Genomic DNA, 26,379 nt, shown 5'->3' with positions numbered 1-26,379 from the left:
GTAGAAACCCGGGCCCCCTAACGGGTCCGATCCTCTTGAAAGCACCCCATGGCCGAGCACACCGCCACCATCACCTGGTCCCGTGGCACCGACGACTTTCTGGACAAGCGCTACCACCGTGCCCACACCTGGCAGTTTGACGGCGGCGCCACCGTCGCCGCGTCGTCGTCGCCCCATGTGGTGCCGCTGCCGTACTCCGATGCGGCGGCGGTGGACCCGGAAGAAGCCTATGTCGCCGCGCTGTCGAGCTGCCACATGCTGTGGTTCATGGACTTCGCCAGCCGCGCAGGCTATCGGCTCAACGGCTACACCGACGCGGCCGTGGGCACCATGGCCAAGAACGCAGAGGGCCAGCTGGTGGTCACCCATGTGCAGCTGAGGCCCGTCACGCGCTTTGACGCGGCGCACGCGCCCAGCGCTGCCCAGCTGGAAGACCTGCACCACCGCGCCCACACATCGTGTTTTCTGGCCAACTCGGTCAAGACGCAGATCGACTGCGCCCCGGTGCTTGAAGTGGAAGGGGGCTGACATGGCCAACCCCAACCGGCAATTTCAGGTGGCCGATGCCGCCGCCCAGCAAGCCCTGGTACGTGCCCAGCCTTTGGCCACGCTGGTCATTGCGCACGAAGGCGCGCAACACGTCAATCACATCCCGCTGTACCTGGACCCGGCGCGCGGCCCGCAGGGCACGCTCATCGGCCATGTGGCGCGCGCGAACGCGCTGTGGCCGCTGTTGCCCCAGCAGGCGGTGGCGGTGTTCCACGGCCCGCAGGCCTATGTGTCGCCCTCGTGGTATCCGTCGAAGGCCCTGGACGGCAAGCAGGTGCCCACCTGGAACTACGCCACCGTGCACGCCCACGGCGCTTTGAGCGCGTTTGACGACCCCGCACGCCTGCGTGGCATCCTGCACACCTTGAGCGAGCAGCACGAGGCCCACCGCCCCGACCCCTGGCGCATCGACGACGCGCCGCCCGACTACATCGACAAACTGCTGCGCGCCATCGTGGGCATCGAGCTGGCGGTGGAGCGCTGGGAGGGCATCTGGAAGGTGAGCCAGAACCGCACCGATACCGATCGCGCCGGTGTGGTGCAGGGCCTGATGGCGGAGGGCACCAGCGCGGCCGAGGACATGGCCGCGCTGGTGCTGGGCCGGTTGATGGCGTGATGGCTGCGACCGGAAGGGACTATCAAAATTGATAGCATCCCAGGCATGATGCACTAGCGCTACAGCCCGTTTTGGCGCCAAAACCTCGTGCTAACACGTTTTCAGGTGCCCTTCACCCTTCCAGCGTCTCCACCCGCAGCGTGACCACCGGCCCCGCCACCGCAGGGTGCGCCGCCAGTGCAAACACGGCCAGGTCCACGGTGGACTGCGCCACGGCATCGGTCAGCACCAGCACCTGGGGGCCGCTGCCGGAGGGCAAGGCCTTGTCGTGCGCCAGCGCCACCTGCAGCACGGGCACCTGCTGCGCAGCCAGCCAGGCGCCCACGGCCTCGATCTGCTGCGCTCTGTGCACCGGCACGCGCAGGTAGTGGCGGGTGTGCACGGCTGCGCGGGGCAGTACCGCCAGTTGCTCGTCCACGGCCTCGGGGTGGCAGCCCAGGTGTGGCACGCGCTGGCCCGCGTGGGTGCCATCGAGCCGCGCCACATCCACCAGGTCCGCAATCACGGCCGACGCGGTCTGCTCCGACCCCGCACCCGCGCCGTAGTACATCGTCACGCCCGACGCATCGCCCTTGACCATCACTGCGTTCATCGACCCGTTCACATGCGCCAGCAAATGTGTGGCGGGCACCAGCGCGGGCTGCACGCGCAGCTCTACCCCTTCCACATTGCCTTCCGCGTCACCCGCCTTGCGYCGCTTGGCCACGCCCAGCAGCTTGATGCGAAAGCCCAGTTGCTCGGCACAGGCCACGTCCAGCCCCTGCAGTGCGGTGATGCCCTCCACCTGCGCATCGGCAAACCGCACCGGCATGCCAAACGCATTGGCCGCCAGCAGCGAGATCTTGTGCGCAGCGTCGATGCCTTCGATGTCAAACGTCGGATCGGCTTCGGCGTAGCCCAGCGCCTGGGCCTGGGCCAGCGCTTCAGCAAAGCCCACACCCTCGTCGCGCATCTTGGTCAGGATGAAGTTGGTAGTGCCGTTGATGATGCCCGCCACCCATTCGATGCGGTTGGCCGTGAGGCCCTCGCGCAGCGCCTTCACGATGGGGATGCTCACGGCCACCGCGCCTTCGTAGGCCACGGCCACGCCGTGCTGGCGTGCTGCGGCAAAGATCTCGTTGCCATGCTCGGCCAGCAGCGCCTTATTGGCCGTGACCACATGTTTGCCCGCACGGATGGCGGCCAGCACCCAGTCGCGAGCGGGGCCGGTGCCGCCCGCGGCCTCCACCAGCACATCCACGTCGGGGTGGGTGGCGACCTGCATGGGGTCGTTGGTCAGCGCCACGTCCTTGCCCACCACGCTCATGGCGCGGGCCAGGCTGCGGGCGCAGACCACCACCAGCTTGATGCCGCGGCCCGCACGGCCCGCAATCAGCGCCTGGTTGCGCGCCAGCACSCGGAAKGTGCCYGMGCCSACGGTGCCRATGCCRATCATSCCCACGCGCAGGGGGCGCATGGCCGTGGCGGACGACGGCAACAACGGGGCTTCGAGGGACTGGACGGGATCGCGGTACATGGACWTCTCCGGCTAACGAACAAACAAAAAAACCCAGCTGCCAGAGCTGGGTTTCGTGCATTCGTCTTGGGGGAGAAGAGAGCGATCACCAGGTGGCTGCCGAAACGGCCACCTGCGCGTGCTCAGGTGGCCGCGGTGGTAATGGTGGTAATCATTCGTGCACCCAGTGCCCGCTGTTCACCATTGGCCCGCGTGAGTGCGGGCGGCATCATGCCCATGCCTTGGAAGGCAGCGGCGCGTGCGGTGGTGATGGGGAGAGAGGTGAACAACATGAAGAGCGCAGTGTAACTCAGCCGATTGCAGACCTGTCAAGTACGCGGGAGGGTGCACGAATGTTCCAGGTCCCAGCCCGCGCATTAACAACCTCTGATTGCCACTGATTTGATCGCTTTCTGCTCTTCACCACGCGTGTAGCTTTGCCGAGGCGTGCAATGCACGCCAAAGCCCACAAGCGTTACTGCACGGTGAATTGGAGGCCTGCCAGCACGTAGCTGATCGGCATGAAAAGTCCTGCGCCGACGTACTGCAGTTGCAACGCATCTTCTTGCCCACCAGAGAGGGATCCTGTTGCACCTAGCGTCGTGAAGGATCTGCGAGAACCTGTGTATAGAGCGCTGCCAGAGTTGCCCGCCAGCAGCGTCAAACCGTCGCTGCTACTCGCAATGGGGTTCCAGCTTCCAGTGCTGGCAGTGGATCTCCAGGTTGCACCAAAGTCCGACGATTCATACAGGGTTCCCCCGGAGGTGGCCGCCACAACAAAACGGCCGTCCGAAGAGGTGGCAATCCCACGCCAGTCTCGGTTGGCTCCCACCGATTCCCAAGTAGTACCGGAGTCACTGGAGGTCCAGATGGCACCCGTGTCAACGCTTGCATATAGACGCTGACCGTCGGCTGACGAGGCCACGCTCCACCAAAACTGAGCCGTGGCTCTGGCCACCCATGTCACGCCATAGTCGGTAGACACATACAGCTGCGCGCCATTGGTGGCGGCTACCAAAACGCGCCCATCGGAAGATGAGCTCACTGCGCGCCACGCGCGATTGCTCTCGCGCGATGTCCAGCTGGTGCCTCCATCGGAGGAGGTCCATATGGTCCCCAGGTACGCCGTTGCGACAAGGCGCGAACCATCGGCCGAACTGGCAACCGCACTCCATGCACGTGAGCTGCCGTCATTCGACCATGTAGCCCCCCCATCTGTTGAACGGTAGATGGAGCCTCCATTGGTGACTGCCGTGATTTTGGTTCCATCGGACGACGTGGCTGCGCCGCTCCATGTCTGGCCCGTAAGACGCAGTATCCAGTTGGTACCTGAATTGGTGCTTGTATAGAGCTCGCCGGACGAGGAGGCAGCGACTTGCCGGGTGCCATCGGCAGATACAGCGACTGCAGTCCAACTCCCCGTCAAAGCCTGTGGCGTCCACGTAATGTTCATGCCGCCCGCCAAGCTGCGGGTGGCAATGCGTTGGCCTGCATTCTGCGCAATGGTCCAACCACCGGAACCCACTCCAGTGACCTTGATCCAGTCTCCGATGGCGGGAGCGGTGGGCAGTGTGATGACGACCCGGGCGCTGGGGTTGTTGGCCAGGTAGCCGGTGTTGGAGACAGCTTGCACCGCAGTGCCCGTCACGTTGACCCACTGGGTGTCTGCGGGCGCGGCGCTGCACAGGTAGGACGTTGAGGTCACTTCCCCGACGCTGAGCACCCCATTGTTGTCCCTGTCCAGGCCAGACTGCACTCGTTGACCGCCATAAGCGCAGTTGGCGCCGGGCGACTCGGGAGTCAGCGAGAGCAGGCTGTCGTGACCCGCGCTGCCGGCAGGTCCCGAGCCTCCGGGCGCACCCGCCGCTCCGTTACAGACGTAGCTTGTGCTCGTGACTTCAGCGTCTTCCAGTACTCCGTTGCGATTTGCGTCCAGTCCCGCGAGGACCGCTGACCCGCCTTGGGCACACTGCGCACCCGCAGGTTCCGGACGCAAGCGCACCAGTGTGGACAGTCCATTCGTACCGCCAGTGCCTGGCCCGGCATTGGAGCCCCCCGTGCCATTGCATACGTACTGCGTTGATGAAACCTCTGAATCGGCCAGAACACCGTTGGCATCGATATCCATGCCCGACTGAATACGGACACCTCCAGCCGCACAGTTGCTACCCGGAGCTTCAGCCGCAATGCGCAGCAATGTTCCGGAGCCGGTGGCTGGCGAGGACGGATTCGTCCCCGTGTCCGAAGAACCCCCGCCACAGCCGCTCAGCAAGACGGCAGAAAAAAGCGCCGTAGCGCAGAGCCGACGCTTGGTCTGGCGGGCCATGGGGAGGGGAGTGCGCGAGGTTTTATCAGAGGGACTGCATAGATGCATGGCAGAGCGGTATGAAAGAATGTAAGAACGTATATGTCATGACCCGTGGAGCGTTGCCTGACGGCCACAACAGCGGTCGTCCTATGCAAGACACGACATCTTCAAGCCAAAGCCGCAACGTCGTAGCAATCCAACGGACGTAACAATTTGCCTGGCTTATGGCAAACCAGATCTTCCGAATCTTCTGGCGGCTTACATAGACCCGGCTACGAGCACACGGCGCGTCAACTATATCGACTGGACCTCCTTTGTCCATTCAAAATTTTTGCCTCGCCCGGGCGGTGTTGCTGTGTTTAGTCGGGCGCGAGTATGCGTAGCATCGTGATCGCATCAAACGGGCAGCGCACCGCACACAGAGCGCACCCGGTGCAGCCGGGCGCATCGTGCAGGGTGGAGCACTTGGGGCCCCAGGGCCCCGTGCCCAACACCTGCAGCGACAGCACATGCGGCGGGCACACCGCAATGCACCAGCCGCAGCCGGTGCAGCGCTGGGGGTCGATGGTGGGCAGGGCCTTGGGGGTGGTGGTGGTCATGGGGTGCGGTGGTGCTGCCAGTGTGCCCCTGGAGCGGGCTCCCCACAAGGAGCGCGCTACAGTGCCCCCATGAACGCAGAACCCCACTCCACCATCACCCGCCATCTGTTGATCACCGGCCATGTGCAGGGTGTGGGCTACCGCTGGTCCATGGTGCAGGCCGCCAATCGACTGGGCGTGACGGGCTGGGTGCGCAACCGCGAGGATGGCCGCGTGGAGGCCTGCGCCTGGGGCCCGGAACCCGCCGTGCTGGCGCTGATCGACTGGGCACACCAGGGGCCGGCACATGCGCGGGTGGACCGCGTGGTGGTAGGCAATGTGCCCGATGGCGGCGAGGCCCCGCAGGGCTTCACGCAGCGCGAGACGGTGTAGCGCCCAGCTGCCTGAGCAACTCCATCGCCCCCGCAGGCGCCCGCTCCTTGGCGCCGTTGATGAAGTACACGAACACATCGCGCGGCCGCTCGCCGCCGGTCCAGGTGCGAACGCCATCGGCCCACTGCGTAATCGCCTCGGGCGTGTAGCCCGTTAGTACGTCGCTCTGGCTGCGCATCAGCCGCAGGTAGGCAAAGTCGGCCTCTGCATCCGCTATGGCCGGAAATTGGTCAGAGTCGGTGTACACAGGCACGCAGCCATACCGGCGCGCCAGCGCCACAAACTCTGGCGTCGCAAAACTCGGGTGGCGCACATCCAGCGCGTGGCGCAGCCTTAGGCCCTCCACCTGCTGTGGCAGCAGGGCCAGAAAGGCCTCGAAGTCGCCCGGCTCAAAGACCTTGGTCGGCATGAACTGCCACACGATGGGCCCGAGCTTGTCCCTCAGTTCCGAGATGCCACTGTCGACAAACCGCGCGATCGAATCGCCCGCGTCCGCCAGCACGCGCCGGTGCGTGGCAAAGCGGTTGGCCTTGAGTGAGAACACAAAGCCTTCGGGCGTTTCATCGCGCCATTTGGCAAAGGTGGGTGGTTTGAAAGTGCTGTAGTAGGTGCCGTTGACCTCAATCGCGGTGAGCTGTCGGCTGGYGTATTGCAGCTCCTTGCTGTGCGCCAGCCCTGCGGGGTAGAAGCTGCCGCGCCAGGGCTCAAAGGTCCAGCCGCCGATGCCGACGCGGATGCGTGGGTTGCTGGCGCTGATCTCGCTCTGCGGGGTGCTGACAGGTGTGTCCACGGCGTTGCCCTTTTGAGAGTCCACGGAGCGGCCACTGTAGCAGCGGCGCTGGTGCGCATGCCTATGCCGGGAGCGCCTCTGGCAGCTCCACCCGCGCCTCCAGTCCCGGGGCGCCGTCTGCACGCGGCCCCAGCACCAGCCGCCCGCCCAGGGCCTTGGCCAGCTCGCTGGCAATGGCCAGGCCCAGACCGGTGCCACCGGTGCCCCGGTTGCGAGAATCTTCCAGCCGCACATAGGGCTGCAGCACGGCGGCCAGGTCCGCCGGGGGGATGCCAGGCCCATGATCGAGGACGCGCACCAGGCACTGGCCTGGCCTTTCTGCCTCCAGCGTCAGCTCGGCGGCACCCGCAAACTTGAGCGCGTTGTCCACCAGGTTGCACAGCAGGCGGCGCAGGGCCTGGGGGCGGGTGTCGCAGGTCACATCCACTGCCTGCAGCACTTGTACCGGCAGGCCGGCATCGGCGTAGTCGCGCGCAATGCTCTCCACCAGCGCGCGCAGGTCCACGCGCTGCGGGGGCTCGCGCACGGCCTGCGATGAGCGCGCGTAGGCAATGCCTTCTTCCACCAGCGACTGCATTTCGGCCAGGTCGGCGTGCAGCTTGTCGCGCAGCGTGGTGTCGTCCAGCAGATCCGCGCGCAGGCGCAGCCGGGTGATGGGTGTTTGCAGGTCGTGCGAGACGGCGGCCAGGATCTGCATGCGTTCCTGAAGATGTGCCTGGATGCGCTGCTGCATATGGTTGAAGGCAACGGCGGCGCGCACCACTTCGCGCGGGCCGTCTTCAGCCAGCGGCACGGTGGGGCGGTCGGCGCCCAGCGCATCGGCCGCATCGGCCAGCGTGCTCAGGGGTCGCGTGGCTGCACGCACGGCCCACGCGCACAGGCCCACCAGCAGCGCCAGCTGCAGTGCCAGCGCGCCCAGCACCCAGGGCGATATCTGCAGCCGGGGCTCGTCCATGTCCACGGCCAGGGGCGTACCGTCGGCCAGGCGCAGTTGCAGCCGCAGCTCGATGCCCGGCACATGGGGGTCGATCACCTGCATCGGGCGGTCAGTGGGCAGTGTGGCCGCCACAGCGCTGGCAACGAGGCGGGCCAGCTGGGACGGGTCGGCAGGTGCGTCCAGCGGTTCGGCCAGTGCAAAGCGGTAGTTGCGGCGCGCCAGCCGGTCCACCCACTGTGCGCGCTCGGTGGCGGGCAGGCGTTCCAGCATGGCGACCGAGCTGGCCACGTCGCTGGCGAAATACGACACCATGGCCCGCCGCATGGTCATGCTGCGCTCGGTGAACGCCAGCACAAACGTCAGCGCATGCGCCAACGCCAGGCCCAGTGCCATCACCAGCAGAATGCGCCCGAACAAAGAGCGCGGCCACCAGCGCGACGTCATGGTGCAGCTCCTGCGGCAGCTGCCGCAGTTTGCACATCGGCGCAGAACACATAGCCCTCGTTGCGCACCGTCTTGATGTAGCGCGAGCCGCGCGCGCCGTCGCCCAGCCGCTGGCGCACACGGCTCACCAGCAGGTCGATGGAGCGGTCGAACACATCGGCATCGCGCCCCTGTGTGAGCTGCAGCAGCTGGTCGCGTGTGAGGATGCGCTGCGGGTGGTCCAGCAGCACACGCAGCAGGCGGTATTCGGCGCCCGACAGCGCCACCACTGCGCCCGTGGCATCGAGCAGGTGGCGTGCGGTGGTGTCCAGCCGCCACTCCCCAAACGTGAGGTGGCGCGCGGGCTCGGCCTTGGCCAGATTGGGCGGCAGCATGCGCGTGCGCCGCAGCACCGCGTGGATGCGTGCCAGCAGCTCGCGCGCGGCGAAGGGTTTGGTCAGGTAGTCGTCCGCACCCAGCTCCAGGCCCAGGATGCGGTCCGCCTCGTCGCTGCGTGCGGTGAGCATGATGATGGGCAGCGGGGGGGCGCCCGGGCTGCGCAGCTCGCGGCACAGTGCGATGCCGTCGGTGCCCGGCAGCATCAGGTCCAGCACCAGCAGGTCGATGCGCTGCGTGGCCAGTACCTCGCGCATTTGCCGCCCGTCGGCGGCCACACTCACCTGCAAGCCCTGGCGCTGCAGGTACTCGGCAGCCAGTTCGCGGATGCCGGCGTCGTCATCGACGATCAGGATGTGGTCGGGAGCGGGCGTCGTCGTCATGGCGGCCATTGTCCGGGCTTTGGTGGTGCAGCGGTATGGGCTGGGTGGGCAGATATGTATCTCAACTTGTCTGCCCGGTGCATCGACAAGCGCGCATACCAAAAGCCCCTGGCCAGACAAATCGCCGATACCTGCGCTGGCTTCAATGAGGTCTTCCTGAACTTCACGAGGACCTTGCCATGAAACCATCCATCGCCGTGACCGCCCTGCTGACCCTGGGCCTGGCGCAGGCAGTCAGCGCGCAAGAGGCTGCGGCAGCGCCGCCAGCCGCTGTGGCACCAGCGCCGGGCACCGCTCACCCCAAAGCCCCCCTGGGCCGCTGGATCACCGAGAGCGGCAATCTGGAAGTGAACATCGCTCCTTGCAACCCCGCTGGCGGCAACGCCCTGTGTGGCAAGGTGGTGCGCGTGCTGGCCAACCGCTCCATGAGCGCGCCGGGCGCCGACATGGCGGCGGCCGACGCGCGGCCTGCGCTGGGCATGACCCTGCTGTCGGGCCTGCGCCCGGCGGAGGGCGGTAGCAGCGAGTACCAGGGCGAAATCTACAACCGCGAGAACGCCAAGACGTACCGCGTCAACCTGACGCCGGCCGAGCCGGAACAACTGCTGGTGCACGCGTATGTGGGCATTCCGCTGTTCGGCAAAACCCAGGTGTGGCGCCGTCCGGCGGCCGAGCAGGGGAGCGGGCAATGACCATGGCCACCACCTCGCCATGGCTGGCCGTGGCCGCCGGCATGCTCACAGTGGGGGCGCCCTGCGTGTTGCCCATGCTGCCAGTGGTGCTGGGGGCCTCGGTGAGCGGCGCCGACTCAGCGCGGCGCACACGCCCACTGTTCATTGCCCTGGGCTTTGCGCTGTCGTTTGCGGCCGTGGCACTGCTGTTCAGCAGCTTCACGCAGGTGCTGGGTGTGTCTCAGGAAGGCCTGCGCCGGTTTGCCGCTGTGATGCTGCTGGTGTTTGGCGTGCTCACGGTGTGGCCCCGGCCGTTCCAGTGGCTCAGCCAACATGCAGGCGGCGTGCTCAACCGCATGGCCAGCCTGGGCATGGGCAGCGGGGGCGGCAACTGGGGCGGACTGCTGCTGGGCCTGAGCCTGGGCGCGGTCTGGACGCCCTGCGCCGGGCCGGTGCTCGCCTCCATCCTCACCCTCATCGCTACCGAGCCACCGGGGGTGGGCACCGCCGTACTGCTGCTCGCGTATTCCACCGGCGCAGCACTGCCCATGCTGGCCATTGCCTACGGCGGCCAGGCTGCGGCCACCCATGTGCGCCGCATTGCGCGCCACGCACACCGCGTGCAGCAGGTGTTTGGCGTGGTGGTCATTGCCATCGCGCTGGCCATGCTGTGGGAGGTGGATGGGCAGATCACCGTCTGGCTTACGCAGTTTTATCCCTCGGGCTGGGGCGGCCTGTAAGGGGCGACACCCCACCGATTGCAAGGAGCTTTCACCATGACATTGCACCCCTCTTCATTGCGCTTTTCCGAGCGCCGCGCTTTCCTGGCGTCGATGGCCGCTGCACTGGCGGCCCCTGGCTTGACGTATGCAGCGGGCCCCGCCAGCCCCGCCGCAGCGCTGCCCGACTTGGGCGCTGCGCCCGAGTTCACCGGCATCGAGCGCTGGCTTAACTCCGAACCGCTGAGCCTGGCGCAGTTGCGGGGCCGCGTGGTGCTGGTGGATTTCTGGACGTACGCCTGCATCAACTGCATCCGCACCCTGCCCCATGTGAACCGCTGGGCCGAGCAGTACACGCCCCAGGGGCTCACCGTGGTGGGGGTGCACACGCCAGAGTTTCCATTTGAGCGCCCGACCGCCAACGTGGAAGCCGCCATGCGCCGCCATGGCGTGAAGCACCCTGTGGCACAGGACAACCGCTACGGCACCTGGAAGGCCTACAGCAACCAGTACTGGCCCGCCACCTACCTGATCGATGCGCAAGGCCGCATTCGCTACAAGCACTTTGGCGAAGGCGAGTACGAGCGCACCGAGGGCGTGATCCGCACCTTGCTGGCCGCGCGGGGCTGATCGGCCCGACCGATTCCGTGTCCTTTTTTGTTCTTCCCCATCCCACGTTTCTTGACCGAGGCCTTCTCACCATGCGCTCTTTTCATCGCCACCTCACCCCTTCCTTCACCGCCGTCGCCTTGGCCTGCACCCTGCTGGGGGCCGCGCCTGCCAGCCAGGCCCAGGCTCCGCAGCTGCCGCCGCCGGACGCCACCAACCCTGTGACCCTGCAGTTGATGCAGGGCTTCCCTCCGGCGCCTGACAAGGTGGTGCGCCTGGCCAACATCCTCAAGTACCCCAACGTGCGCTGGGCCGCGCAGCACCTGCGCGAACTGGGGCCCACGGCCACCATCTGGCGCGGTGCAGCAGCGCCCAGCGCACTGCCCGCCGCGCCGCGTGCCTTGCCCGACACGCTAGCGTTTGCCGACGACAAGGGCGCGCCCACCACGCTGGCCGACTGGCAGAAGGCCACCTACACCGACGCCCTGCTGGTGCTGCACCGGGGCCGTGTGGTGTATGAGCGTTATCACATCGGCATGCAGCCGCAGCAGCCACATGTGCTGTGGTCCATGAGCAAATCGCTGGTGGGGCTGCTGGTGACCGAACTCATCCAGGAAGGCGCCATCGACCCCAGTGCGCGCATCGTGCGTTACCTGCCCGAGCTGGCCAACAGCGCCTGGGCCGATGCCACCGTGCAGCAGACCCTGGATATGACCACCGGCGTCAAATACGCCGAAGACTTTGCGGACCCCACCTCCGGTGTCTTTCAGTACCTGGCCGCTGCGGGCCTGCAGCCTGCGCGCCCCGGCAGTAGTGGGGCCAAGAGCATGGCCGAGCACCTGCCCACCGTGCAGAAGGACGGCGAGCACGGCACCGCGTTTGCCTACAAGTCGGTGGACACGGAAGTGCTGGGCTGGCTGCTGCAGCGCGTGACCGGCAAGAGCTACGCCACGCTGCTGTCCGAGCGCATCTGGTCCAAGCTGGGCACGCAGGAGGACGCGTATGTGTTTGCAGATGCCAACGGCGGCCAGTCCACCAGCGTGGGCGTGAACGCCACCTTGCGTGACCTGGGCCGTCTGGGCGAGATGCTGCGATCCAACGGCCGCTTCAACGGCCAGCAGATCGTCTCGTCCGCCACCATTGCCGAGCTGCGCAAAGGGGCCGACCCCGCCCAGTTCAGCAAGGCCCCGGGCACGGCCATGCGCGCGGGCTACTCGTACCACAACCAGTGGTGGATACCCCACGATGCCGATGGCACCTTTGAAGCCAAGGGCCTGATGGGCCAGCACATCCACATCAACCCGGCGGCCGAGCTGGTGGTGGTGAAGTTCTCCACGCACCCCGTGCCCAACACCGCCTTCACCCACGCGCTGGACCGGCAAGCCTTTGCGGCATTGGCCAAGGCCGTGCGCTGAGCCTGCCCGCACGTTGCTGCTTCACCCCCCACGAGGACCGTTTCACTATGTCCCCCCAACCCTGGCTGGCCAGCTATGGCGCCATCCCTGCCCACATCGATCCCGACAGCCATCCCAGCATCGTGCACCTGCTGTGTGCCGCCATGCAGCGTTATGCGCACCGGCCCGCATTCACCTGCCTGGGCCAGACGCTGACCTATGCGCATGTGGACCAGCAATCCCGCGCGTTTGCGGCCTACCTGCAGAACGTGCTGCGCGTGCGCAAGGGCGACCGCATTGCCGTGATGTGCCCGAACCTGATGGCGTTTCCCATCGCCATGCTCGGCATTGCGCGCGCGGGCTGTGTGCAGGTGAACGTGAATCCGCTGTACACGCCGCGGGAGCTGGAGCACCAGCTACAGGACGCGGGGGCCAGGGTGATGTTGATCTATGCAGGGTCTACTGCGACCCTGGCTGCCATCCAGGACCGGGTGGAACTGCACAGCATCATCACCGTGGCGCCTGGCGACGGCACCGCAGCCGACCTGCCTGGGCCGCCGGTGGATGCCCACCTGCACAGCACCACCTCGTTTGCGCGCGCCCTGGCCGAGGGCGCCACCCTGCCTTTTGCGCCACCTGTGCTGGAGGGGGGCGACCTGCTGTTCCTGCAATACACCGGGGGCACAACGGGCCTGTCCAAAGGGGCCATGCTCACGCACCGCAACCTGGTGGCCAACGTGGAGCAGTTCAAGGCCTTCGTGCCCGATGCCCTGCGCCCCGCACAGGAGGTCGTCGTCACGGCCATTCCGCTGTATCACATCTTCGCGCTCATGGTGAACCTGATCAGCTACTTTGCGGTGGGTGCGCGCAACTGGCTGGTGCCCAACCCGCGTGACCTGGATGCGCTGATCGACGTGTTGAAGGCTGCGCGCCCCAGCGTGTTCATGGGGGTCAACACGCTGTACGCCGGGCTGGCGGCGCACCCCGGCACGCAGGGCGTGGATTTCTCCAACCTGCGGCTGGCGGGCGGCGGCGGCGCTGCCATCCTGCCCTCGGTCTCTGCCCGCTGGCAGGCCATCACCGGCCAGTTCATCCGCGAAGGCTACGGCCTGAGCGAGACCAGTCCCGTGGTGGCCTTCAACCCCGCATCGGTCACGGCTTTCAGCGGCAGCACCGGCCTGCCCCTGCCTTCCACCGACGTGCTGCTGCTGGACGACCAGGGCCACCCCGTGCCCCTGGGCCAGCCCGGCGAGGTCTGCGTGAAAGGCCCCCAGGTCATGGGCGGCTACTGGCAGCAGCCCGAGGCCAACGCAGCCGCCTTCACGCCCGACGGCTACTTCCGCACCGGCGACATTGGCCAGCTGGACGAGCGTGGTTTTCTCAAGATCGTGGACCGCAAGAAGGACATGGTCATCGTCTCGGGCTTCAACGTCTTTCCCAACGAAGTCGAAGCCGTGGCCACCGCCTGCCCCGGCGTGCTGGAATGCGCCTGCATCGGCGTGCCAGACGAGAAAACGGGCGAGGCGCTGCGGCTGTATGTGGTGCGCGCGGCGGGTAACGCGCCACCGGTGGATGCAGACCACATCGCAGCCCACTGCCGCGCGGCGCTCACCCCCTACAAAGTGCCCCGGCAGATCGTGTTTGTGGAGGCCCTGCCCAAGTCCAGCGTTGGCAAGATCTTGCGCCGCGAGCTGCGCGACATGGCGTGACCATGGGGGTCGACGATTTCAGAAGGCGGTGGGCTTGCGCAGATGCGAGACACCTCAGCGCTTGTCAGCCCCGCCGCTGCAGATCCCGCGCCCCATAAGCGCAGTAACCCGGCTTGGGACTCTTCTTCTGCGGGTGCAGGCGACAGGTCTCGGGCCGCTTGTCATACACCGTGCACAGTCGCGTCTTGGGGTCGAGAAAGTTGCAGTCCCCACTGGCCCGCCGCGCCATCGTGAAGATCGCGTTCTTGTGGTTGAAGTGGTCGATCAGCCGCGCCTTTTGCAGCCGCTTGGCAATGTGGCGGATTTCTTCATGCTCGGCCTCGAACGGGTCCACCAGTTCGAGCCGCACCAGGTCCGAGAGCTGTACCTCCAGCGGCATGGTGCAGCAGTTGGCCGCGCAGGTGTCGCACAGGCCTGCGCGGTAGCGGGACCAGGTGTCGAGGCGGTCTACGTCAACGATGGCGATGGGGGATCTCATGGCGCAGTGTTGGACGGCTGCAGGAGCGGCTGCGACTGCGCCGCCAGCGCGTGCAACTCGTCTCCTGTGAGTCGGTAACGGATCCACTCGCTCTGCGGGCGGGCACCCAGGCTGTCATACAGCGCGATGGAAGGTGTATTCCAGTCCAGCACACTCCACTCGAAGCGCCCGCAGTCGTGGTCCACGGCGATGCGTGCGAGTTGCCTGAGCAGCGCCATGCCCGCGCCCTTGCCGCGGTGCTCTGGCGACACGTACAGGTCTTCCAGATACAGACCGTGGCGGCCCTGCCAGGTCGAATAGTTAAAGAAGTACACTGCGAAGCCCACGGGGGTATCGCCGTCCTGGCAGATCAGGCCATGCACCTTGGGATTGGTGCAGAACAGCGTGCGGTGCACATGTGCGGGTGTGGCCAGCGCCTCCTGCTCAGCCTTCTCATAGATCGCCAGTTCCCGCACGAAGTGCAGGATCAGGTCGGTGTCATCGATGGTTGCGGGACGGATGGCAAGATGGGTCATGCGAAGAAGGTCGGGCAAAGGGCACAAAGGCCACCCGAGGGTGGCCTTCCTGAATGCGCGAGCGGCGGCAGGGCGCGGCGGCGACGATCAAGCGATTGATCAGACGTCGATATTCCCCGCCCGCAGCGCATTGGTTTCAATGAAATCCCGGCGCGGCTCGACCTCATCGCCCATCAGCATCGTGAACACGCGGTCCGCTTCGATCGCGTCGTCGATCTGCACGCGCAGCAGGCGGCGCACGTTCGGGTCCATCGTCGTTTCCCACAGCTGCTCGGGGTTCATTTCGCCCAGGCCCTTGTAGCGCTGGCGGCTGGTGGTGCGTTCGGCTTCGGCAATCAGCCACTTCATGGCCTGGCGGAAGTCGCTGACCTTTTCTTCCTTTTGCTTCTCACCCTCGCCGCGCATCGCTTTGGCGCCTTCGGCCAGCAGGCCGCGGAAGGTTTCGGCGGCTTCGGCCAGGGCGGCGTAGTCGGCGCCGTGCACAAAGTCTTGCGTGATGACGCTGCTCTTGATGTTGCCGTGGTGGCGGCGGCTGATGCGCAGCAGGGGCTTGTCGGTGCGGGCGTCGAATTCGCCGGCCACTTCGGCGGGGGCGCCGGTGGTGTTCAGTTCGCGCAGCTTGGCCTGCAGGGCCACGGCGCTGGCTTCGGCTTCGGCCACGGTGTCCAGCTTCAGGCTCACGCCGTCGGCAATGGCGCGCAGGGCTTCGGCGTCCATGAAGTTGCCCAGGCGGGCGATCACGCTTTCAGCGATCTGGTGCTTGCGCGCCAGTTCGGCCAGGGTCTCGCCCGTCAGGGTTTGCGGGTTGGCGCCGCCGGTGGTCACGCTGGCGTGGTTCAGCGCAATGCGCAGCAGGAAGCCGTCGAGCGCGGGGGCGTCCTTCAGGTACAGCTCTTCCTTGCCGGCCTTGACCTTGTACAGCGGCGGCTGCGCGATGTAGATGTGGCCGCGCTCCACCAGTTCGGGCATCTGGCGGTAGAAGAAGGTGAGCAGCAGGGTGCGGATGTGGGCGCCGTCCACGTCGGCGTCGGTCATGATGATGATGCGGTGGTAGCGCAGCTTGGCTACGTCAAAGTCGTCGCCGCCGGTGGTGCCGCCGGCCTTGCCGATGCCGGTGCCCAGGGCCGTGATCAGCGTGAGGATTTCGTTGCTGGTCAGCAGCTTTTCGTAGCGGGCTTTTTCCACGTTCAGGATCTTGCCGCGCAGGGGCAGGATGGCCTGGAACTTGCGGTCGCGGCCCTGCTTGGCGGAGCCACCGGCGGAGTCACCCTCCACGATGTAGATCTCGCACAGGGCGGGGTCTTTTTCCTGGCAGTCGGCCAGTTTGCCGGGCAGGCCCATGCCGTCGAGCACACCCTTGCGGCGGGTCATTTCGCGGGCCTTGCGGGCGGCTTCGCGGGCACGGGCGGCCTCCACGATCTTGCCGCAGATGATCTTGGCGTCGTTGGGCTTTTCTTGCAGGTAGTCGGTGAGCAGCTTGCCCACGATGTCTTCCACCGGCGCGCGCACTTCGCTCGACACCAGCTTGTCCTTGGTCTGGCTGCTGAACTTGGGCTCGGGCACCTTCACGCTGAGCACGCAGCACAGGCCTTCGCGCATGTCGTCGCCGGTGACTTCGACCTTGGCCTTCTTGGCCAGCTCGTTTTCTTCGATGTACTTGTTGATGACGCGGGTCATCGCGGCGCGCAGGCCGGTCAGGTGGGTGCCGCCGTCACGCTGGGGGATGTTGTTGGTGAAGCACAGCACTTGCTCGGTGTACGCGCTGTTCCACTGCATGGCCACTTCCACGCCGATGTGCGTGCCAGGGATGCCACCATACGTTTCTGCCGGGCGCTCGCCTGCGGCGTAGAACGAGGTGGGGTGCAACACCGTCTTGCCCTTGTTGATGAACTCGACAAAGCCGCGCACGCCACCGGCGCCGGAGAAGTCGTCTTCCTTGCCGCTGCGTTCGTCCTTGAGGCGAATGCGCACGCCGTTGTTCAAAAACGAGAGTTCGCGCAGGCGCTTGGCCAGGATCTCGTAGTGAAAGTCGTTGTTCTCTTTGAAGATCTCGGTGTCGGGCAAAAAGTGCACTTCGGTGCCACGCTTTTCGGTCTCGCCGGTCACCTTCATGGGGCTGACTTCAAAGCCGTCCACGGTGGACAGCAGGCGGTCTTGCACAAAGCCGCGTGCAAATTCGATCTGGTGCACCTTGCCTTCGCGGCGCACGGTCAGGCGCAGCCATTTGCTCAATGCGTTCACGCAGCTCACGCCCACGCCGTGCAGGCCGCCGGAGACCTTGTAGCTGTTCTGGTTGAACTTGCCGCCTGCGTGCAGTTCGGTCAGGGCGATTTCGGCAGCCGAGCGCTTGGGCTCGTGCTTGTCGTCCATCTTCACGCCSGTGGGAATGCCRCGRCCGTTGTCGGTSACGSWGATSGAGTTGTCGGTGTGGATGGTGACGACGATGTCGTCGCAGTGGCCGGCCAGGGCCTCGTCGATGGAGTTGTCGACCACCTCGAACACCAGGTGGTGCAGGCCGGTGCCGTCACTGGTGTCGCCGATGTACATGCCGGGGCGCTTGCGCACGGCTTCCAGGCCTTCGAGGATGGTGATGGCGCCTTCGCCATAGCTTTCGCTGGCGCCGGCCTGGTTGGTGTCGATCTTGTTGACGGTGGGCTCCACATGGCCGGAGACGCCGGAGGATTCGGGCTCGGAGGGAATGTTGTTGTCAACGGTCATGGTGGGCCTTGGGATCCGTGGAAACCGGGGTTTCCAATATGTTCAATGGTCTAATTGGGCGCAAGCGCATATTGAATATGCGCTTGCAGCTATCAATAAAGTAGCGTTCGCGTTGTGGCGCTGCGACTGTGGTGCACGGCGGGTGTCACGCAGCCTCAGATGCGCATGGGCATCACGACGTACTTGAAGCTGTCGTTATCGGGGATGGTCAGCAGCGCAGAGCTGTTGCCATCTGAAAGCTCCACCTTCACCATGTCCTGGCCCATGTTGGCCAGGGCGTCGATGAGGTAGGTCACGTTGAAGCCGATCTCGATGGTGTCGCCACCGTAGTCGATGTCGAGCTCGTCCACGGCCTCTTCCTGCTCGGCGTTGTTCGATGCTACGCGCAAGGTGCCGGGCTCCAGGTTCAGGCGCACGCCCTTGAACTTGTCGCTGGTCATGATGGCCGTGCGCTGCAGGCTGGCCAGCAGCGGGGCGCGACCCAGGGTGATGCTGTTCTTGTGGTTCTTGGGGATCACGCGGTTGTAGTCGGGGAACTTGCCCTCGACCAGCTTGGTCACGAACTCCATGCCGCCAAAGGTGAACTTGGCCTGGTTGTTGGCGAACTGCATCTCGATGTGGGGCTGGTTCTCGCCACCCGCATCAGACAACAGGCGCTGCAGCTCGATCACGGTCTTGCGAGGCAGGATGACTTCCTGCTTGGGCACTTCGACGTCCAGCGTGGCGCTGGCAAAGGCAAGGCGGTGGCCGTCGGTGGCGACCAGGCTCAGGGTCTTGCCCTCGGCCACGAACAGGATGCCGTTGAGGTAGTAGCGGATGTCCTGCACCGCCATTGCGAACGACACCTGGCCGAGCAGGTCCTTCAGCGTCTTTTGGGGCACGGCGAACACGGGGCCAAAGGCGGCGGATTCCTGCACCAGCGGGAAGTCTTCGGCCGGCAGGCTTTGCAGCGTGAAGCGGCTCTTGCCGCCCTTGAGGATGAGCTTGGACTGGGCCGATTCGAGGCTGACCGTCTGGTCGCCCGGCATGGTGCGCAGGATGTCGATGAGCTTGCGCGCCCCCACGGTGGTGGTGAAGTCGCCGGTGTCGCCACCCAGTTCGGCCGTGGTGCGGATCTGGATTTCGAGGTCGCTGGTCGTCAGCTGCAGGGCATTGCCCGTCTTGCGGATCAGCACATTGGCCAGGATGGGCAGCGTGTGGCGGCGCTCGACGATGCCAGCCACGGACTGCAGAACCGCGAGAACCTTGTCTTGTGTTGCCTTCAGGACGATCATGTCATCAACCTCTTGTGGTTTTGGGACGGTGCGTGGACAGCGGCACAGGTCATGCCTCCCCCTGCTATCTATAACCCGCCATTTTGCCCCTTAACGGGGTCGCTTCTTCGTGGGGCTRCCCGACGGGCGTTTCCCGCTGGTTATCTACACTTGGCGCTACCCTTTGAGCGTCTGCTCCAGCACGTGCAGCTGCTGGTTCAACTCGGTCAGCTGCTGGCGTTCGCCCGCAATCTTGCGCACAGCATGCAAAACCGTGGTGTGGTCGCGCCCGCCAAACAATTCTCCGATCTCGGGAAGGCTCTTTTGCGTCAGCTCCTTGGCCAGGTACATCGCAATCTGGCGCGGGCGGGCAATGCTGGCCGGGCGCTTCTTGCTGTACATGTCGGCGACCTTGATCTTGTAGTAGTCGGCCACCGTCTTCTGGATGTTTTCCACAGAAATCTGCCGGTTCTGGATGGACAGCAGATCACGCAGCGCCTCGCGGGCGAGCTGGATCGAAATCTCTTTCTGGTTGAAACGCGAGTACGCCAGGATCTTGCGCAGCGCGCCTTCGAGCTCGCGCACGTTGGAGCGCACGTTTTTGGCCACGAAAAAGGCGACTTCCTCGGGCATCTCGGTGCCTTCGACGCGCGCCTTGTTGATCAGAATGGCCACGCGCATTTCGAGTTCGGGCGGCTCGATGGCCACCGTCAGGCCCGAGTCGAAGCGCGACACCAGCCGCTCGTGGATGTTGGCCAGGCMCTTGGGGTAGGTGTCCGACGTCATCACGATGTGCGACTTCTTGGYCAGCAGGGCCTCGAACGCGTTGAAGAATTCTTCCTGCGTGCGGTCCTTGTTGGCGAAGAACTGCACATCGTCGATGAGCAGCAGGTCGAGCGAGTGGTAGCGCTCCTTGAACTCATCGAAGGTGCGGCGCTGGTAGGCCTTAACCACATCCGATACGAACTGCTCGGCATGGATGTAGAGAACTTTGGCGTCGGGCTTGTCCTGCAGCAGGCGGTTGCCCACAGCGTGCACCAGGTGGGTCTTGCCCAGGCCGACACCGCCGTAGATGAACAGCGGGTTGTACAGATGGCCCGGCATGCCGGCCACATGCATGGCCGCAGAGCGCGCCATGCGGTTGGCCGTGCCTTCCACTAGGGTCTCGAACGTGAGGGCGGCGTTGAGGCGGTTGCGGAACGCGCCCGCCGAGGCCTCATCGTTGCTGCTGGAGGGGGTTTCGGCCGGCGCTGCGGGGCTGGAGGGCTCCTGCGATGTGGGCCGTACATAAGTCCTGGCAACGGATTCGCGCTGAGCGAGTGCTAACTCCAGTGTGACCGGTTGGCCATACAGGCCTTCGAGCAGCGCGGCAATGCGGCCGGCGTACTGGGCGCGGATCCAGTCGAGCTTGAAGCGGTTGCCCACGAGCAGCGTGACTTTGGAGAAGTCTTCAGCCACTTGGGCAATCAGGGGCTTGATCCAGGTGTTGAATTGTTGTTCTGGCAGGTCTTGTGCCAGTTGCTCAACGCAGGCTTGCCACAGGCCCTGACCGGCATCTGAGCCGGGCGAATTGATAGGGCTGCGGGTGGGTTCCTCGGTCATTTCTGGGGAATTCTTATTGTGGATAGGAGGAACGGGGTAAGGCGGTGGATTGTAGCTTGTCAAGGAGTTATCCACAATTTGAAGGCGGCTGTCATCCGGGGGAATCCGGGGTTGCCATGCGGGGAAGAAGTGGCCTGAAAGGGTCGGGCGCTGCAGCCTCTGCGACGCGCTGGTAAAGGCCTGTCCATCGAAAGGCATTGCCAGTCGGCCACAAGCCTGCGATAATTTTGGGTTTCCCTGAATGTGTTCAGGGTGATTTGACCCGGCGCGCCGTTATTTCTGCCCCGTGGGTCTGCCTCCAGGCGATGTTTCATACATTGTGTGGGTGTGCAGATTGCAGGGGGTTCAAGAGCAGCAGTCCGGAACTGAACCTCAAGGAATAGCACCATGAAACGTACTTACCAGCCCTCCAAGACGCGCCGCGCGCGCACCCACGGTTTCCTCGTCCGCATGAAGACCCGCGGCGGCCGTGCCGTTATCAACGCACGCCGCGCCAAGGGCCGCAAGCGCCTGGCCGTCTAAGGCCGATACGGTCTACGGCCTGCTCCCCGCCTGTTCCCGGTTTGTACCGCCAGGTTCCAAACGGGGCGCTTGCATGCACAGGCTAAAAACCCGGCCGCAGTTCCAGGCTGCCATGGCGGGGGGCACTGTCTCCCGCACGGCGCATTTTGCGTTGCACCGTTTGGCACTGGATGCCAACAGCACCGCAGTTGCCAGCCAAGCCGCCACTGTTGCACCTACAGGGCCCGGCTCCTTGCCGCACACGCAAGGGCCGCAGGCCCTGTTTGTCGTTCAGGGCGTCTGGATGGGTGCCATGGTGCCCAAGCGCTGGGCGCGCCGCGCCGTGACGCGCAACACCATCAAACGGCAGATCTACACCGTGGGCGCCACGTTTGAGGCGCGTTTGCCGCAGGCCGCCCATGTGGTGCGCCTGCGCTCGGCGTTTGATCGCAAGCAGTTCCTGAGCGCCACGTCCGACCAGCTCAAGCAGGCGGTACGCGCGGAGCTGCTGCAGCTGTTTGGATATGCCACCCGGCATTCGGGCGCAGCGGTTGCTGCGCCTGTGCCGCCAGTGGCAGAGCCGGTGACTGCCCCGTGATGCAGCGCCTGCTGATCGGCGTGGTCAAAGGCTATCGGCTGTTTCTCAGCCCCTGGCTGGGTTCGGCCTGCCGCTTTGAGCCGACCTGCTCGGTCTATTCGCTGCAGGCGCTGGAGCAGCACGGCGCTGCGGCAGGCAGTTATCTGACGGTGCGCAGGCTGGTACGCTGCCACCCCTGGTGTGACGGGGGCCATGATCCGGTCCCGCAAGATCTGCCGCGCAGCCTGCGGCTTTTCTCCAGGCTCACCCCTTCCACCACTCCCCCATCCTCACCAAAGAAGTCTTCATGAACGACATTCGCCGCACCATCCTGTGGGTGATTTTTGGCTTTTCCATGGTTCTGCTGTGGGACAAGTGGCAGCTGCACAATGGCAACAAGGCCACTTTTTTCCCGACCACGCCCGCAGTGACAGCGCCTGCTGCTGCCGCAGGCGCGGCCTCCGGTGCGACCGGGGCTGCCAGCGTGCCAGCCACCAGCGTGCCCGCTGCTACTGCGGCCGCGCAGGGCGCAGCAGCGGTGCCCGGTCAGCCCGCAGCAGCGGCTGCGCCTGCCAAACGCGAACGCATTGAGGTCAAGACCGACCTGTATCGCCTGGTGTTCGACAGCGAAGGCGGCTCGCTCACGCAGGCCGAGCTGCTCAAGCACGCCGACATGACCGACAAGGCCCGCAACTTCCTGTTGCTGGATGAAAGCGCGCAGCGCGTCTACGTGGCGCAGACCGGCCTGGTGGGCGGCACTTTCCCCACGCACAAGACGGTGATGACGGCCGTTCCCGGCCCGCGCGAACTCAAGGACGGTGAAGACTCCATGAGCATCCGCTTCGAGTCGCCCGACCAGGGCGGCGTGAAGCTGGTCAAGACCTGGACCATCAAACGCGGTGCTTATGACATCGCCGTCAAGCACGACGTCGTCAACACCGGCAGCGCCGCTGTATCGCCCCAGCTGTACCTGCAACTGGTGCGTGACGGCAACAAGCCGCCAGGCGAGTCGTCGTTCTACTCCACCTTCACCGGCCCGGCGGTTTTCACCGAAGCCAAGAAGTATCAGAAGATCGAGTTCAAGGACATCGAAAGCGGCAAGGTCGACATTCCCAAGGACTCGGCCAATGGCTACGTCGCCATGGTGCAGCACTATTTCGCCACTGCATGGCTGCTGGCCGACGGCGTGCAGCGCGAGCCCTTCACCCGCAAGGTGGACACCAACCTGTACTCCGTGGGCATGCTGACCTCCCTCGGCACCATCGAGCCAGGCGCCACCAAGACCATCGACGCGCGCCTGTTTGCCGGCCCGCAGGTCGAGACCATGATGGAAAAGCTGTACCCCGGCCTGGAACTGGTCAAGGACTACGGCTGGCTGACCATCCTGTCCAAGCCGCTGTACTGGCTGCTCGACAACCTGCACAAGCTCCTGAACAACTGGGGCTGGTCCATCGTCGCGCTGGTGCTGCTGCTCAAGATCGCGTTCTACTGGCTCAATGCCAAGGCTTACGCCAGCATGGCCAAGATGAAGGCCATCAATCCCAAGATCATGGAGATGCGCGAGCGCCTGAAGGACAAGCCGCAGCAGATGCAGCAGGAGATGATGCGCATCTACCGCGAGGAAAAGGTCAACCCGATGGGCGGCTGCTTCCCCATCATGATCCAGATCCCTGTGTTCATTGCGCTGTACTGGGTGCTGCTGTCCAGCGTCGAGATGCGCAATGCGCCCTGGATCGGCTGGATCCACGACCTCTCCGCGCCGGACCCATTCTTCATCCTGCCCTTGCTGATGACGGCCAGCTCGCTGCTGCAGACCGCCCTGAACCCCGCGCCACCAGACCCGATGCAGGCCAAGATGATGTGGTTCATGCCGCTGATCTTCAGCGTGATGTTCTTCTTCTTCCCAGCCGGCCTGGTGCTGTACTGGCTGACGAACAACATCCTGTCGATTGCGCAGCAGTGGATCATCAACACTCGCATGGGCGTGCCACCGCAGTTCAATCTGCCCAAGTTCAAGTGATGCGGCAGCGGCAACGCTGACATACACGAACTGACCCCCAAAGGCCGCGCAAGCGGCCTTTTTTCTGTCACCTTGTAAAGTCCCTGCCCATGCTTGCCCGCCATCACGACCCCATCGTTGCCATCGCCACYGCCCCCGGGCGCGGGGCSGTCGGCATCGTGCGGGTGTCGGGCAAAGGGCTGGAGGCCCTGGTGCAGGCGCTTTGCGGCCGCGCGCTCAAGGCCCGCGAGGCGACGTACCTGCCCTTTCGGGATGCACAGGGCCAGGCCATCGACCAGGGGCTCGCGCTGTACTTCCCCGGCCCGCACAGCTACACCGGCGAAGACGTGCTGGAGCTGCAGGCGCATGGGGGCCCGGTGGTGCTGCAGCTGCTGCTGGCGCGCTGTCTGGAGGCGGGGGCTGTCACCCAACCGGCGACCGGCCAGCCCTGCCTGCCGGGCCTGCGCGTGGCCSARCCCGGSGAGTTCASCSARCGGGCTTTYCTSAACGRCAAGATCGACCTSGCCCAGGCCGARGCSATTGCCGACCTGATCGACGCCAGCACGGAAGCCGCAGCCCGCAGCGCCAGCCGCTCGCTGACCGGCGCGTTTTCTGCAGAAATCCACAGCCTGCGCGACGCACTCATCCATCTGCGCATGCTGGTGGAGGCCACGCTGGACTTTCCTGAAGAAGAAATCGACTTCTTGCGCAAGGCCGATGCGCATGGCCAGCTATCGAACTTGCAGCAAACGTTGGCCTCGGTGATGCAGCGCGCGCTCCAGGGCGCTTTGCTGCGCGAGGGCATCAAGGTGGTCATCGCCGGGCAACCCAATGCCGGCAAAAGCTCGCTGCTCAATGCGCTGGCAGGGGCTGAGCTGGCCATCGTCACGCCCATAGCCGGCACCACGCGCGACAAGGTCCAGCAGACCATCCAGATCGAAGGGGTGCCGCTGCACATCATCGACACCGCCGGCCTGCGCGACAGCAGTGATGAGGTCGAGCGCATCGGCATCGCCCGCGCCTGGGACGAGATTGCCGGGGCGGACGCCGTGCTGTTCCTGCACGACCTGTCGCGGCAAAGTGCTCCTGAATATGTAGCTGCCGACGCAGATATCGAAAGCGCCTTGGGGCAAAAATTGCCAAAAAACATCCCCGTGATCGATGTCTGGAACAAGCTGGACTGCGCGGCCGGTGTTGCCCCTACGGCCAACCCCGGACGCCCTGCCGTGCATCTGTCGGCCCGCACCGGTCAGGGACTGGACGGCTTGCGACGGCTGCTGCTGGACGTGGCGGGCTGGCAGTCGGCGCCCGAGGGCATCTACATTGCCCGGGCGCGGCATGTGCAGGCGCTGCAGGCCGTGTCGTTGCACCTGCAGGAAGCTGCTGACCAACTGCAGGCCCAGGGCCCGGCGCTGGACCTGCTGGCCGAGGAGCTGCGGCTGGCGCAGAACGCCCTGAGCGCCATCACTGGCGAGTTCACCTCCGACGACCTGCTCGGCGTGATCTTCTCCAGCTTCTGCATCGGTAAATAGCGACCGTTGGTCGCCCTATCTTGTAAACGGACGTAAACAGCGCTTGTGTCTGATCTGTAACAGGGTTACTTTCGGCGGACCATGAATGTTCCCATGCCCGTTGCCTCCAAGGTGGACCTCAAAGGTCTGATCGACGCCATTGCCCAGACCACGGCGGAGGACAGCATGACCAACCCGCTGACGGCCGCCCAGTGGGAGGTGCTGTCGTCCTACCTTCTCCCGGTGGTGTTGCCCGCGGGCCAAGTGCTTTTCAGCCAGGGTGCCACGGACCGCACCCTGTACCTGGTCGAAAGCGGCAGCCTGAGCGTGCACTACCAGGACGAAAAGGAACGCCTGCGTCTGGCCATTGTGGGCGCGGGGTCGGTGGTGGGTGAAGGCGCTTTCTTCTCGCACCGCGCGCGCAGTGCCACCGTGCAGGCCAGCGCGCCGTGCAAACTGTGGAGCCTCACGGCCATTCGCTTCACCGAGCTGACCAACCGCCAGCCCGCCATTGCCCTGGGCTTGGCCATGGCCGCAGGGGCTGTGCTGGCCAAGCGCCTGGGCAACCGCCGCCGCCGCGTTGCGGCCACCTGACAGGCGGGGCCTGTCGGGGGTTTCCCTCGGGCTTCTTCCGCCTTCTGCGGGGGGATGGCGCGTTACACTCGATTTGGATTTTGTCCAGGCACCATCCGAAGAAAGCAAGCCATGTCCCTGTTCAGTTGGTTCAGCCGCAAACCCGCTCCCGCCAAGCCCCGCGCAGCGGCCGAGCCCTCCGGCCTGTTCAACGCCGACGCCACCGTGCCCCTGCAACCCGGGCGCCAGGGCAAGCCGCTCGTGGAGCCCCAGCCCCCAGAGCACGCCGCCAATCGCAAGAACGAGCGCATGGAGCGCCGTGAGCTGCTCTATACCGTGGTGCGCGACGCCATGGTGCGCGCTGGCGTGCTGTCGGCCAGCTACAAGTTCAAGGTGCTGTCGCTCGACCAGCGCGGCCGCCAGTTCCTGGTGATGATGGACCTGGCCCGCGAATACGGCGGCGAGACGGTGCGCCTTAGCGAGATCGAGGCGCTCATCGCCCAGACCGCCAAAACCCGCTACGACATCCTGGTGACGGCCGTGTACTGGCGCATCAACGACCATGTGGCGGTGGGTATTCCACAAAAGGGCGTGGCGCCCCAGGGCGCTGCGCTGCCGTTGCAGGCGGCTTCTACGGCGGTGCGCCGTCCGCCAGCAGCAGCGGCCCCGGCACCCCTGGCCC

At 65.4% G+C, this 26,379-nt stretch carries 26 protein-coding genes and 1 pseudogene; 15 read left to right on the top strand and 12 right to left on the bottom strand.

What is annotated here, in order from left to right; translation table 11 throughout:
- Nucleotides 1-48 precede the first annotated feature (48 nt).
- Together AC04MI_RS02425 and AC04MI_RS02420 are read left to right on the top strand one after the other, a co-directional pair.
- On the top strand, nucleotides 49-528 hold the full coding sequence (locus AC04MI_RS02425) for an OsmC family protein (RefSeq protein ID WP_436076666.1): 480 nt from the start codon (nucleotides 49-51) through the stop codon (nucleotides 526-528).
- A 1-nt stretch (nucleotide 529) separates the two neighbouring features.
- Nucleotides 530-1,165, top strand: a complete 636-nt coding sequence (locus AC04MI_RS02420) for an FMN-binding negative transcriptional regulator (protein ID WP_436076667.1) — start codon at nucleotides 530-532, stop codon at nucleotides 1,163-1,165.
- A 112-nt stretch (nucleotides 1,166-1,277) separates the two neighbouring features.
- Here AC04MI_RS02420 and AC04MI_RS02415 read toward each other — a convergent pair whose 3' ends face one another.
- From AC04MI_RS02415 to AC04MI_RS02400, 4 genes are all read right to left on the bottom strand, one after another.
- Nucleotides 1,278-2,681, bottom strand: a complete 1,404-nt coding sequence (locus AC04MI_RS02415) for a homoserine dehydrogenase (RefSeq protein ID WP_476496971.1) — start codon at nucleotides 2,679-2,681, stop codon at nucleotides 1,278-1,280.
- A gap of 122 nt (nucleotides 2,682-2,803) precedes the next feature.
- On the bottom strand, nucleotides 2,804-2,953 hold the full coding sequence (locus AC04MI_RS02410) for a hypothetical protein (protein WP_158236092.1): 150 nt from the start codon (nucleotides 2,951-2,953) through the stop codon (nucleotides 2,804-2,806).
- A gap of 182 nt (nucleotides 2,954-3,135) precedes the next feature.
- A complete protein-coding gene (locus AC04MI_RS02405; protein WP_436076669.1) occupies nucleotides 3,136-4,986 on the bottom strand; it encodes a WD40/YVTN/BNR-like repeat-containing protein in 1,851 nt (616 codons plus the stop codon).
- Nucleotides 4,987-5,327: 341 nt separating this feature from the next.
- Nucleotides 5,328-5,567 carry an ATP-binding protein gene (locus AC04MI_RS02400; RefSeq protein WP_436076670.1) on the bottom strand — a complete coding sequence of 80 codons (240 nt, stop codon included), beginning with the start codon at nucleotides 5,565-5,567 and terminating at the stop codon, nucleotides 5,328-5,330.
- Between the two features lie 69 nt (nucleotides 5,568-5,636).
- Between AC04MI_RS02400 and AC04MI_RS02395 the strand changes: the two genes are divergently transcribed.
- Nucleotides 5,637-5,939 carry an acylphosphatase gene (locus tag AC04MI_RS02395; RefSeq protein ID WP_436076671.1) on the top strand — a complete coding sequence of 101 codons (303 nt, stop codon included), beginning with the start codon at nucleotides 5,637-5,639 and terminating at the stop codon, nucleotides 5,937-5,939.
- Here AC04MI_RS02395 and AC04MI_RS02390 read toward each other — a convergent pair.
- The 3 genes from AC04MI_RS02390 to AC04MI_RS02380 form a co-directional block, all read right to left on the bottom strand.
- Nucleotides 5,917-6,729, bottom strand: coding sequence for a DUF72 domain-containing protein (locus tag AC04MI_RS02390; RefSeq protein ID WP_476496970.1), 813 nt, complete (start codon nucleotides 6,727-6,729; stop codon nucleotides 5,917-5,919). The genes AC04MI_RS02395 and AC04MI_RS02390 overlap by 23 nt on opposite strands.
- Nucleotides 6,730-6,790: 61 nt before the next feature.
- Nucleotides 6,791-8,110, bottom strand: coding sequence for an ATP-binding protein (locus tag AC04MI_RS02385; RefSeq protein WP_436076672.1), 1,320 nt, complete (start codon nucleotides 8,108-8,110; stop codon nucleotides 6,791-6,793).
- Complete coding sequence (locus AC04MI_RS02380) at nucleotides 8,107-8,868, bottom strand: response regulator (RefSeq protein WP_436076673.1); 762 nt, start codon at nucleotides 8,866-8,868, stop codon at nucleotides 8,107-8,109. Before AC04MI_RS02380 ends, AC04MI_RS02385 begins: the two co-directional genes overlap by 4 nt.
- Before the next feature lie 179 nt (nucleotides 8,869-9,047).
- Here AC04MI_RS02380 and AC04MI_RS02375 point away from each other — a divergent pair, with 179 nt between their 5' ends.
- From AC04MI_RS02375 to AC04MI_RS02355, 5 genes are all read left to right on the top strand, one after another.
- A complete protein-coding gene (locus AC04MI_RS02375; RefSeq protein ID WP_056056836.1) occupies nucleotides 9,048-9,560 on the top strand; it encodes a DUF2147 domain-containing protein in 513 nt (170 codons plus the stop codon).
- Nucleotides 9,557-10,279: a cytochrome c biogenesis CcdA family protein gene (locus AC04MI_RS02370; RefSeq protein WP_099731677.1), complete on the top strand. Its 723-nt coding sequence runs from the start codon at nucleotides 9,557-9,559 to the stop codon at nucleotides 10,277-10,279. The genes AC04MI_RS02375 and AC04MI_RS02370 overlap by 4 nt, the downstream gene beginning before the upstream one ends.
- A 36-nt stretch (nucleotides 10,280-10,315) precedes the next feature.
- A complete protein-coding gene (locus AC04MI_RS02365; protein ID WP_436076674.1) occupies nucleotides 10,316-10,888 on the top strand; it encodes a thioredoxin family protein in 573 nt (190 codons plus the stop codon).
- 71 nt (nucleotides 10,889-10,959) lie between these two features.
- Nucleotides 10,960-12,282: a serine hydrolase domain-containing protein gene (locus AC04MI_RS02360; protein WP_436076675.1), complete on the top strand. Its 1,323-nt coding sequence runs from the start codon at nucleotides 10,960-10,962 to the stop codon at nucleotides 12,280-12,282.
- 47 nt (nucleotides 12,283-12,329) lie between these two features.
- Complete coding sequence (locus AC04MI_RS02355; protein ID WP_436076676.1) at nucleotides 12,330-13,970, top strand: AMP-binding protein; 1,641 nt, start codon at nucleotides 12,330-12,332, stop codon at nucleotides 13,968-13,970.
- A gap of 64 nt (nucleotides 13,971-14,034) precedes the next feature.
- Here the strand turns inward: AC04MI_RS02355 and AC04MI_RS02350 are convergent, their stop codons facing one another.
- From AC04MI_RS02350 to dnaA, 5 genes are all read right to left on the bottom strand, one after another.
- Nucleotides 14,035-14,448, bottom strand: a complete 414-nt coding sequence (locus AC04MI_RS02350) for a YkgJ family cysteine cluster protein (RefSeq protein WP_436076677.1) — start codon at nucleotides 14,446-14,448, stop codon at nucleotides 14,035-14,037.
- The gene (locus tag AC04MI_RS02345; RefSeq protein WP_056742599.1) at nucleotides 14,445-14,963 is read right to left on the bottom strand and encodes a GNAT family N-acetyltransferase; all 519 of its coding nucleotides are present in this window, start codon (nucleotides 14,961-14,963) and stop codon (nucleotides 14,445-14,447) included. The genes AC04MI_RS02350 and AC04MI_RS02345 overlap by 4 nt, the downstream gene beginning before the upstream one ends.
- Before the next feature lie 99 nt (nucleotides 14,964-15,062).
- On the bottom strand, nucleotides 15,063-17,681 hold the full coding sequence (gyrB, locus tag AC04MI_RS02340) for a DNA topoisomerase (ATP-hydrolyzing) subunit B (RefSeq protein WP_476496968.1): 2,619 nt from the start codon (nucleotides 17,679-17,681) through the stop codon (nucleotides 15,063-15,065).
- A gap of 155 nt (nucleotides 17,682-17,836) precedes the next feature.
- Nucleotides 17,837-18,955, bottom strand: coding sequence for a DNA polymerase III subunit beta (gene dnaN, locus AC04MI_RS02335; RefSeq protein WP_056056813.1), 1,119 nt, complete (start codon nucleotides 18,953-18,955; stop codon nucleotides 17,837-17,839).
- Nucleotides 18,956-19,111: 156 nt separating this feature from the next.
- A complete protein-coding gene (dnaA, locus tag AC04MI_RS02330; RefSeq protein ID WP_476496967.1) occupies nucleotides 19,112-20,536 on the bottom strand; it encodes a chromosomal replication initiator protein DnaA in 1,425 nt (474 codons plus the stop codon).
- A 387-nt stretch (nucleotides 20,537-20,923) separates the two neighbouring features.
- Here dnaA and rpmH point away from each other — a divergent pair, with 387 nt between their 5' ends.
- From rpmH to AC04MI_RS02295, 7 genes and pseudogenes are all read left to right on the top strand, one after another.
- The gene (gene rpmH / locus AC04MI_RS02325; protein WP_005798102.1) at nucleotides 20,924-21,058 is read left to right on the top strand and encodes a 50S ribosomal protein L34; all 135 of its coding nucleotides are present in this window, start codon (nucleotides 20,924-20,926) and stop codon (nucleotides 21,056-21,058) included.
- A 73-nt stretch (nucleotides 21,059-21,131) separates the two neighbouring features.
- A complete protein-coding gene (locus AC04MI_RS02320; RefSeq protein ID WP_436076678.1) occupies nucleotides 21,132-21,635 on the top strand; it encodes a ribonuclease P protein component in 504 nt (167 codons plus the stop codon).
- Nucleotides 21,632-21,925, top strand: coding sequence for a membrane protein insertion efficiency factor YidD (gene yidD, locus AC04MI_RS02315; RefSeq protein ID WP_082522278.1), 294 nt, complete (start codon nucleotides 21,632-21,634; stop codon nucleotides 21,923-21,925). The genes AC04MI_RS02320 and yidD overlap by 4 nt, the downstream gene beginning before the upstream one ends.
- Nucleotides 21,922-23,634, top strand: coding sequence for a membrane protein insertase YidC (gene yidC, locus AC04MI_RS02310; protein ID WP_436076679.1), 1,713 nt, complete (start codon nucleotides 21,922-21,924; stop codon nucleotides 23,632-23,634). The genes yidD and yidC overlap by 4 nt, the downstream gene beginning before the upstream one ends.
- An 89-nt stretch (nucleotides 23,635-23,723) precedes the next feature.
- Entirely contained in the window at nucleotides 23,724-25,145 is a 1,422-nt protein-coding gene (gene mnmE, locus AC04MI_RS02305; RefSeq protein WP_476496965.1) for a tRNA uridine-5-carboxymethylaminomethyl(34) synthesis GTPase MnmE, read from the top strand.
- A gap of 81 nt (nucleotides 25,146-25,226) precedes the next feature.
- Nucleotides 25,227-25,718: a Crp/Fnr family transcriptional regulator gene (locus AC04MI_RS02300; protein WP_043565827.1), complete on the top strand. Its 492-nt coding sequence runs from the start codon at nucleotides 25,227-25,229 to the stop codon at nucleotides 25,716-25,718.
- A 111-nt stretch (nucleotides 25,719-25,829) separates the two neighbouring features.
- Nucleotides 25,830-26,379: pseudogene (locus AC04MI_RS02295) on the top strand (hypothetical protein); the annotation flags it as partial.

This window comes from Acidovorax sp. LjRoot204, assembly GCF_056175785.1.
The sequence above is the reverse complement of the archived record's forward strand: the minus strand, read 5'-3'. Positions and strand labels throughout refer to the sequence as shown.

Bases quoted from the DNA above. Each gene is read 5' to 3' on its own strand.
- AC04MI_RS02410 (WP_158236092.1), bottom strand. From the start codon at position 2,953: ATGTTGTTCACCTCTCTCCCCATCACCACCGCACGCGCCGCTGCCTTC.
- AC04MI_RS02380 (WP_436076673.1), bottom strand. From the start codon at position 8,868: ATGACGACGACGCCCGCTCCCGACCACATCCTGATCGTCGATGACGAC.
- AC04MI_RS02360 (WP_436076675.1), top strand. From the start codon at position 10,960: ATGCGCTCTTTTCATCGCCACCTCACCCCTTCCTTCACCGCCGTCGCC.
- AC04MI_RS02300 (WP_043565827.1), top strand. From the start codon at position 25,227: ATGAATGTTCCCATGCCCGTTGCCTCCAAGGTGGACCTCAAAGGTCTG.
- AC04MI_RS02320 (WP_436076678.1), top strand. From the start codon at position 21,132: ATGCACAGGCTAAAAACCCGGCCGCAGTTCCAGGCTGCCATGGCGGGG.
- yidC (WP_436076679.1), top strand. From the start codon at position 21,922: ATGAACGACATTCGCCGCACCATCCTGTGGGTGATTTTTGGCTTTTCC.
- AC04MI_RS02355 (WP_436076676.1), top strand. From the start codon at position 12,330: ATGTCCCCCCAACCCTGGCTGGCCAGCTATGGCGCCATCCCTGCCCAC.
- AC04MI_RS02400 (WP_436076670.1), bottom strand. From the start codon at position 5,567: ATGACCACCACCACCCCCAAGGCCCTGCCCACCATCGACCCCCAGCGC.
- AC04MI_RS02420 (WP_436076667.1), top strand. From the start codon at position 530: ATGGCCAACCCCAACCGGCAATTTCAGGTGGCCGATGCCGCCGCCCAG.
- dnaN (WP_056056813.1), bottom strand. From the start codon at position 18,955: ATGATCGTCCTGAAGGCAACACAAGACAAGGTTCTCGCGGTTCTGCAG.
- AC04MI_RS02365 (WP_436076674.1), top strand. From the start codon at position 10,316: ATGACATTGCACCCCTCTTCATTGCGCTTTTCCGAGCGCCGCGCTTTC.
- AC04MI_RS02350 (WP_436076677.1), bottom strand. From the start codon at position 14,448: ATGAGATCCCCCATCGCCATCGTTGACGTAGACCGCCTCGACACCTGG.
- rpmH (WP_005798102.1), top strand. From the start codon at position 20,924: ATGAAACGTACTTACCAGCCCTCCAAGACGCGCCGCGCGCGCACCCAC.
- AC04MI_RS02370 (WP_099731677.1), top strand. From the start codon at position 9,557: ATGACCATGGCCACCACCTCGCCATGGCTGGCCGTGGCCGCCGGCATG.
- AC04MI_RS02405 (WP_436076669.1), bottom strand. From the start codon at position 4,986: ATGGCCCGCCAGACCAAGCGTCGGCTCTGCGCTACGGCGCTTTTTTCT.
- AC04MI_RS02345 (WP_056742599.1), bottom strand. From the start codon at position 14,963: ATGACCCATCTTGCCATCCGTCCCGCAACCATCGATGACACCGACCTG.
- AC04MI_RS02385 (WP_436076672.1), bottom strand. From the start codon at position 8,110: ATGACGTCGCGCTGGTGGCCGCGCTCTTTGTTCGGGCGCATTCTGCTG.
- AC04MI_RS02395 (WP_436076671.1), top strand. From the start codon at position 5,637: ATGAACGCAGAACCCCACTCCACCATCACCCGCCATCTGTTGATCACC.
- AC04MI_RS02425 (WP_436076666.1), top strand. From the start codon at position 49: ATGGCCGAGCACACCGCCACCATCACCTGGTCCCGTGGCACCGACGAC.
- AC04MI_RS02375 (WP_056056836.1), top strand. From the start codon at position 9,048: ATGAAACCATCCATCGCCGTGACCGCCCTGCTGACCCTGGGCCTGGCG.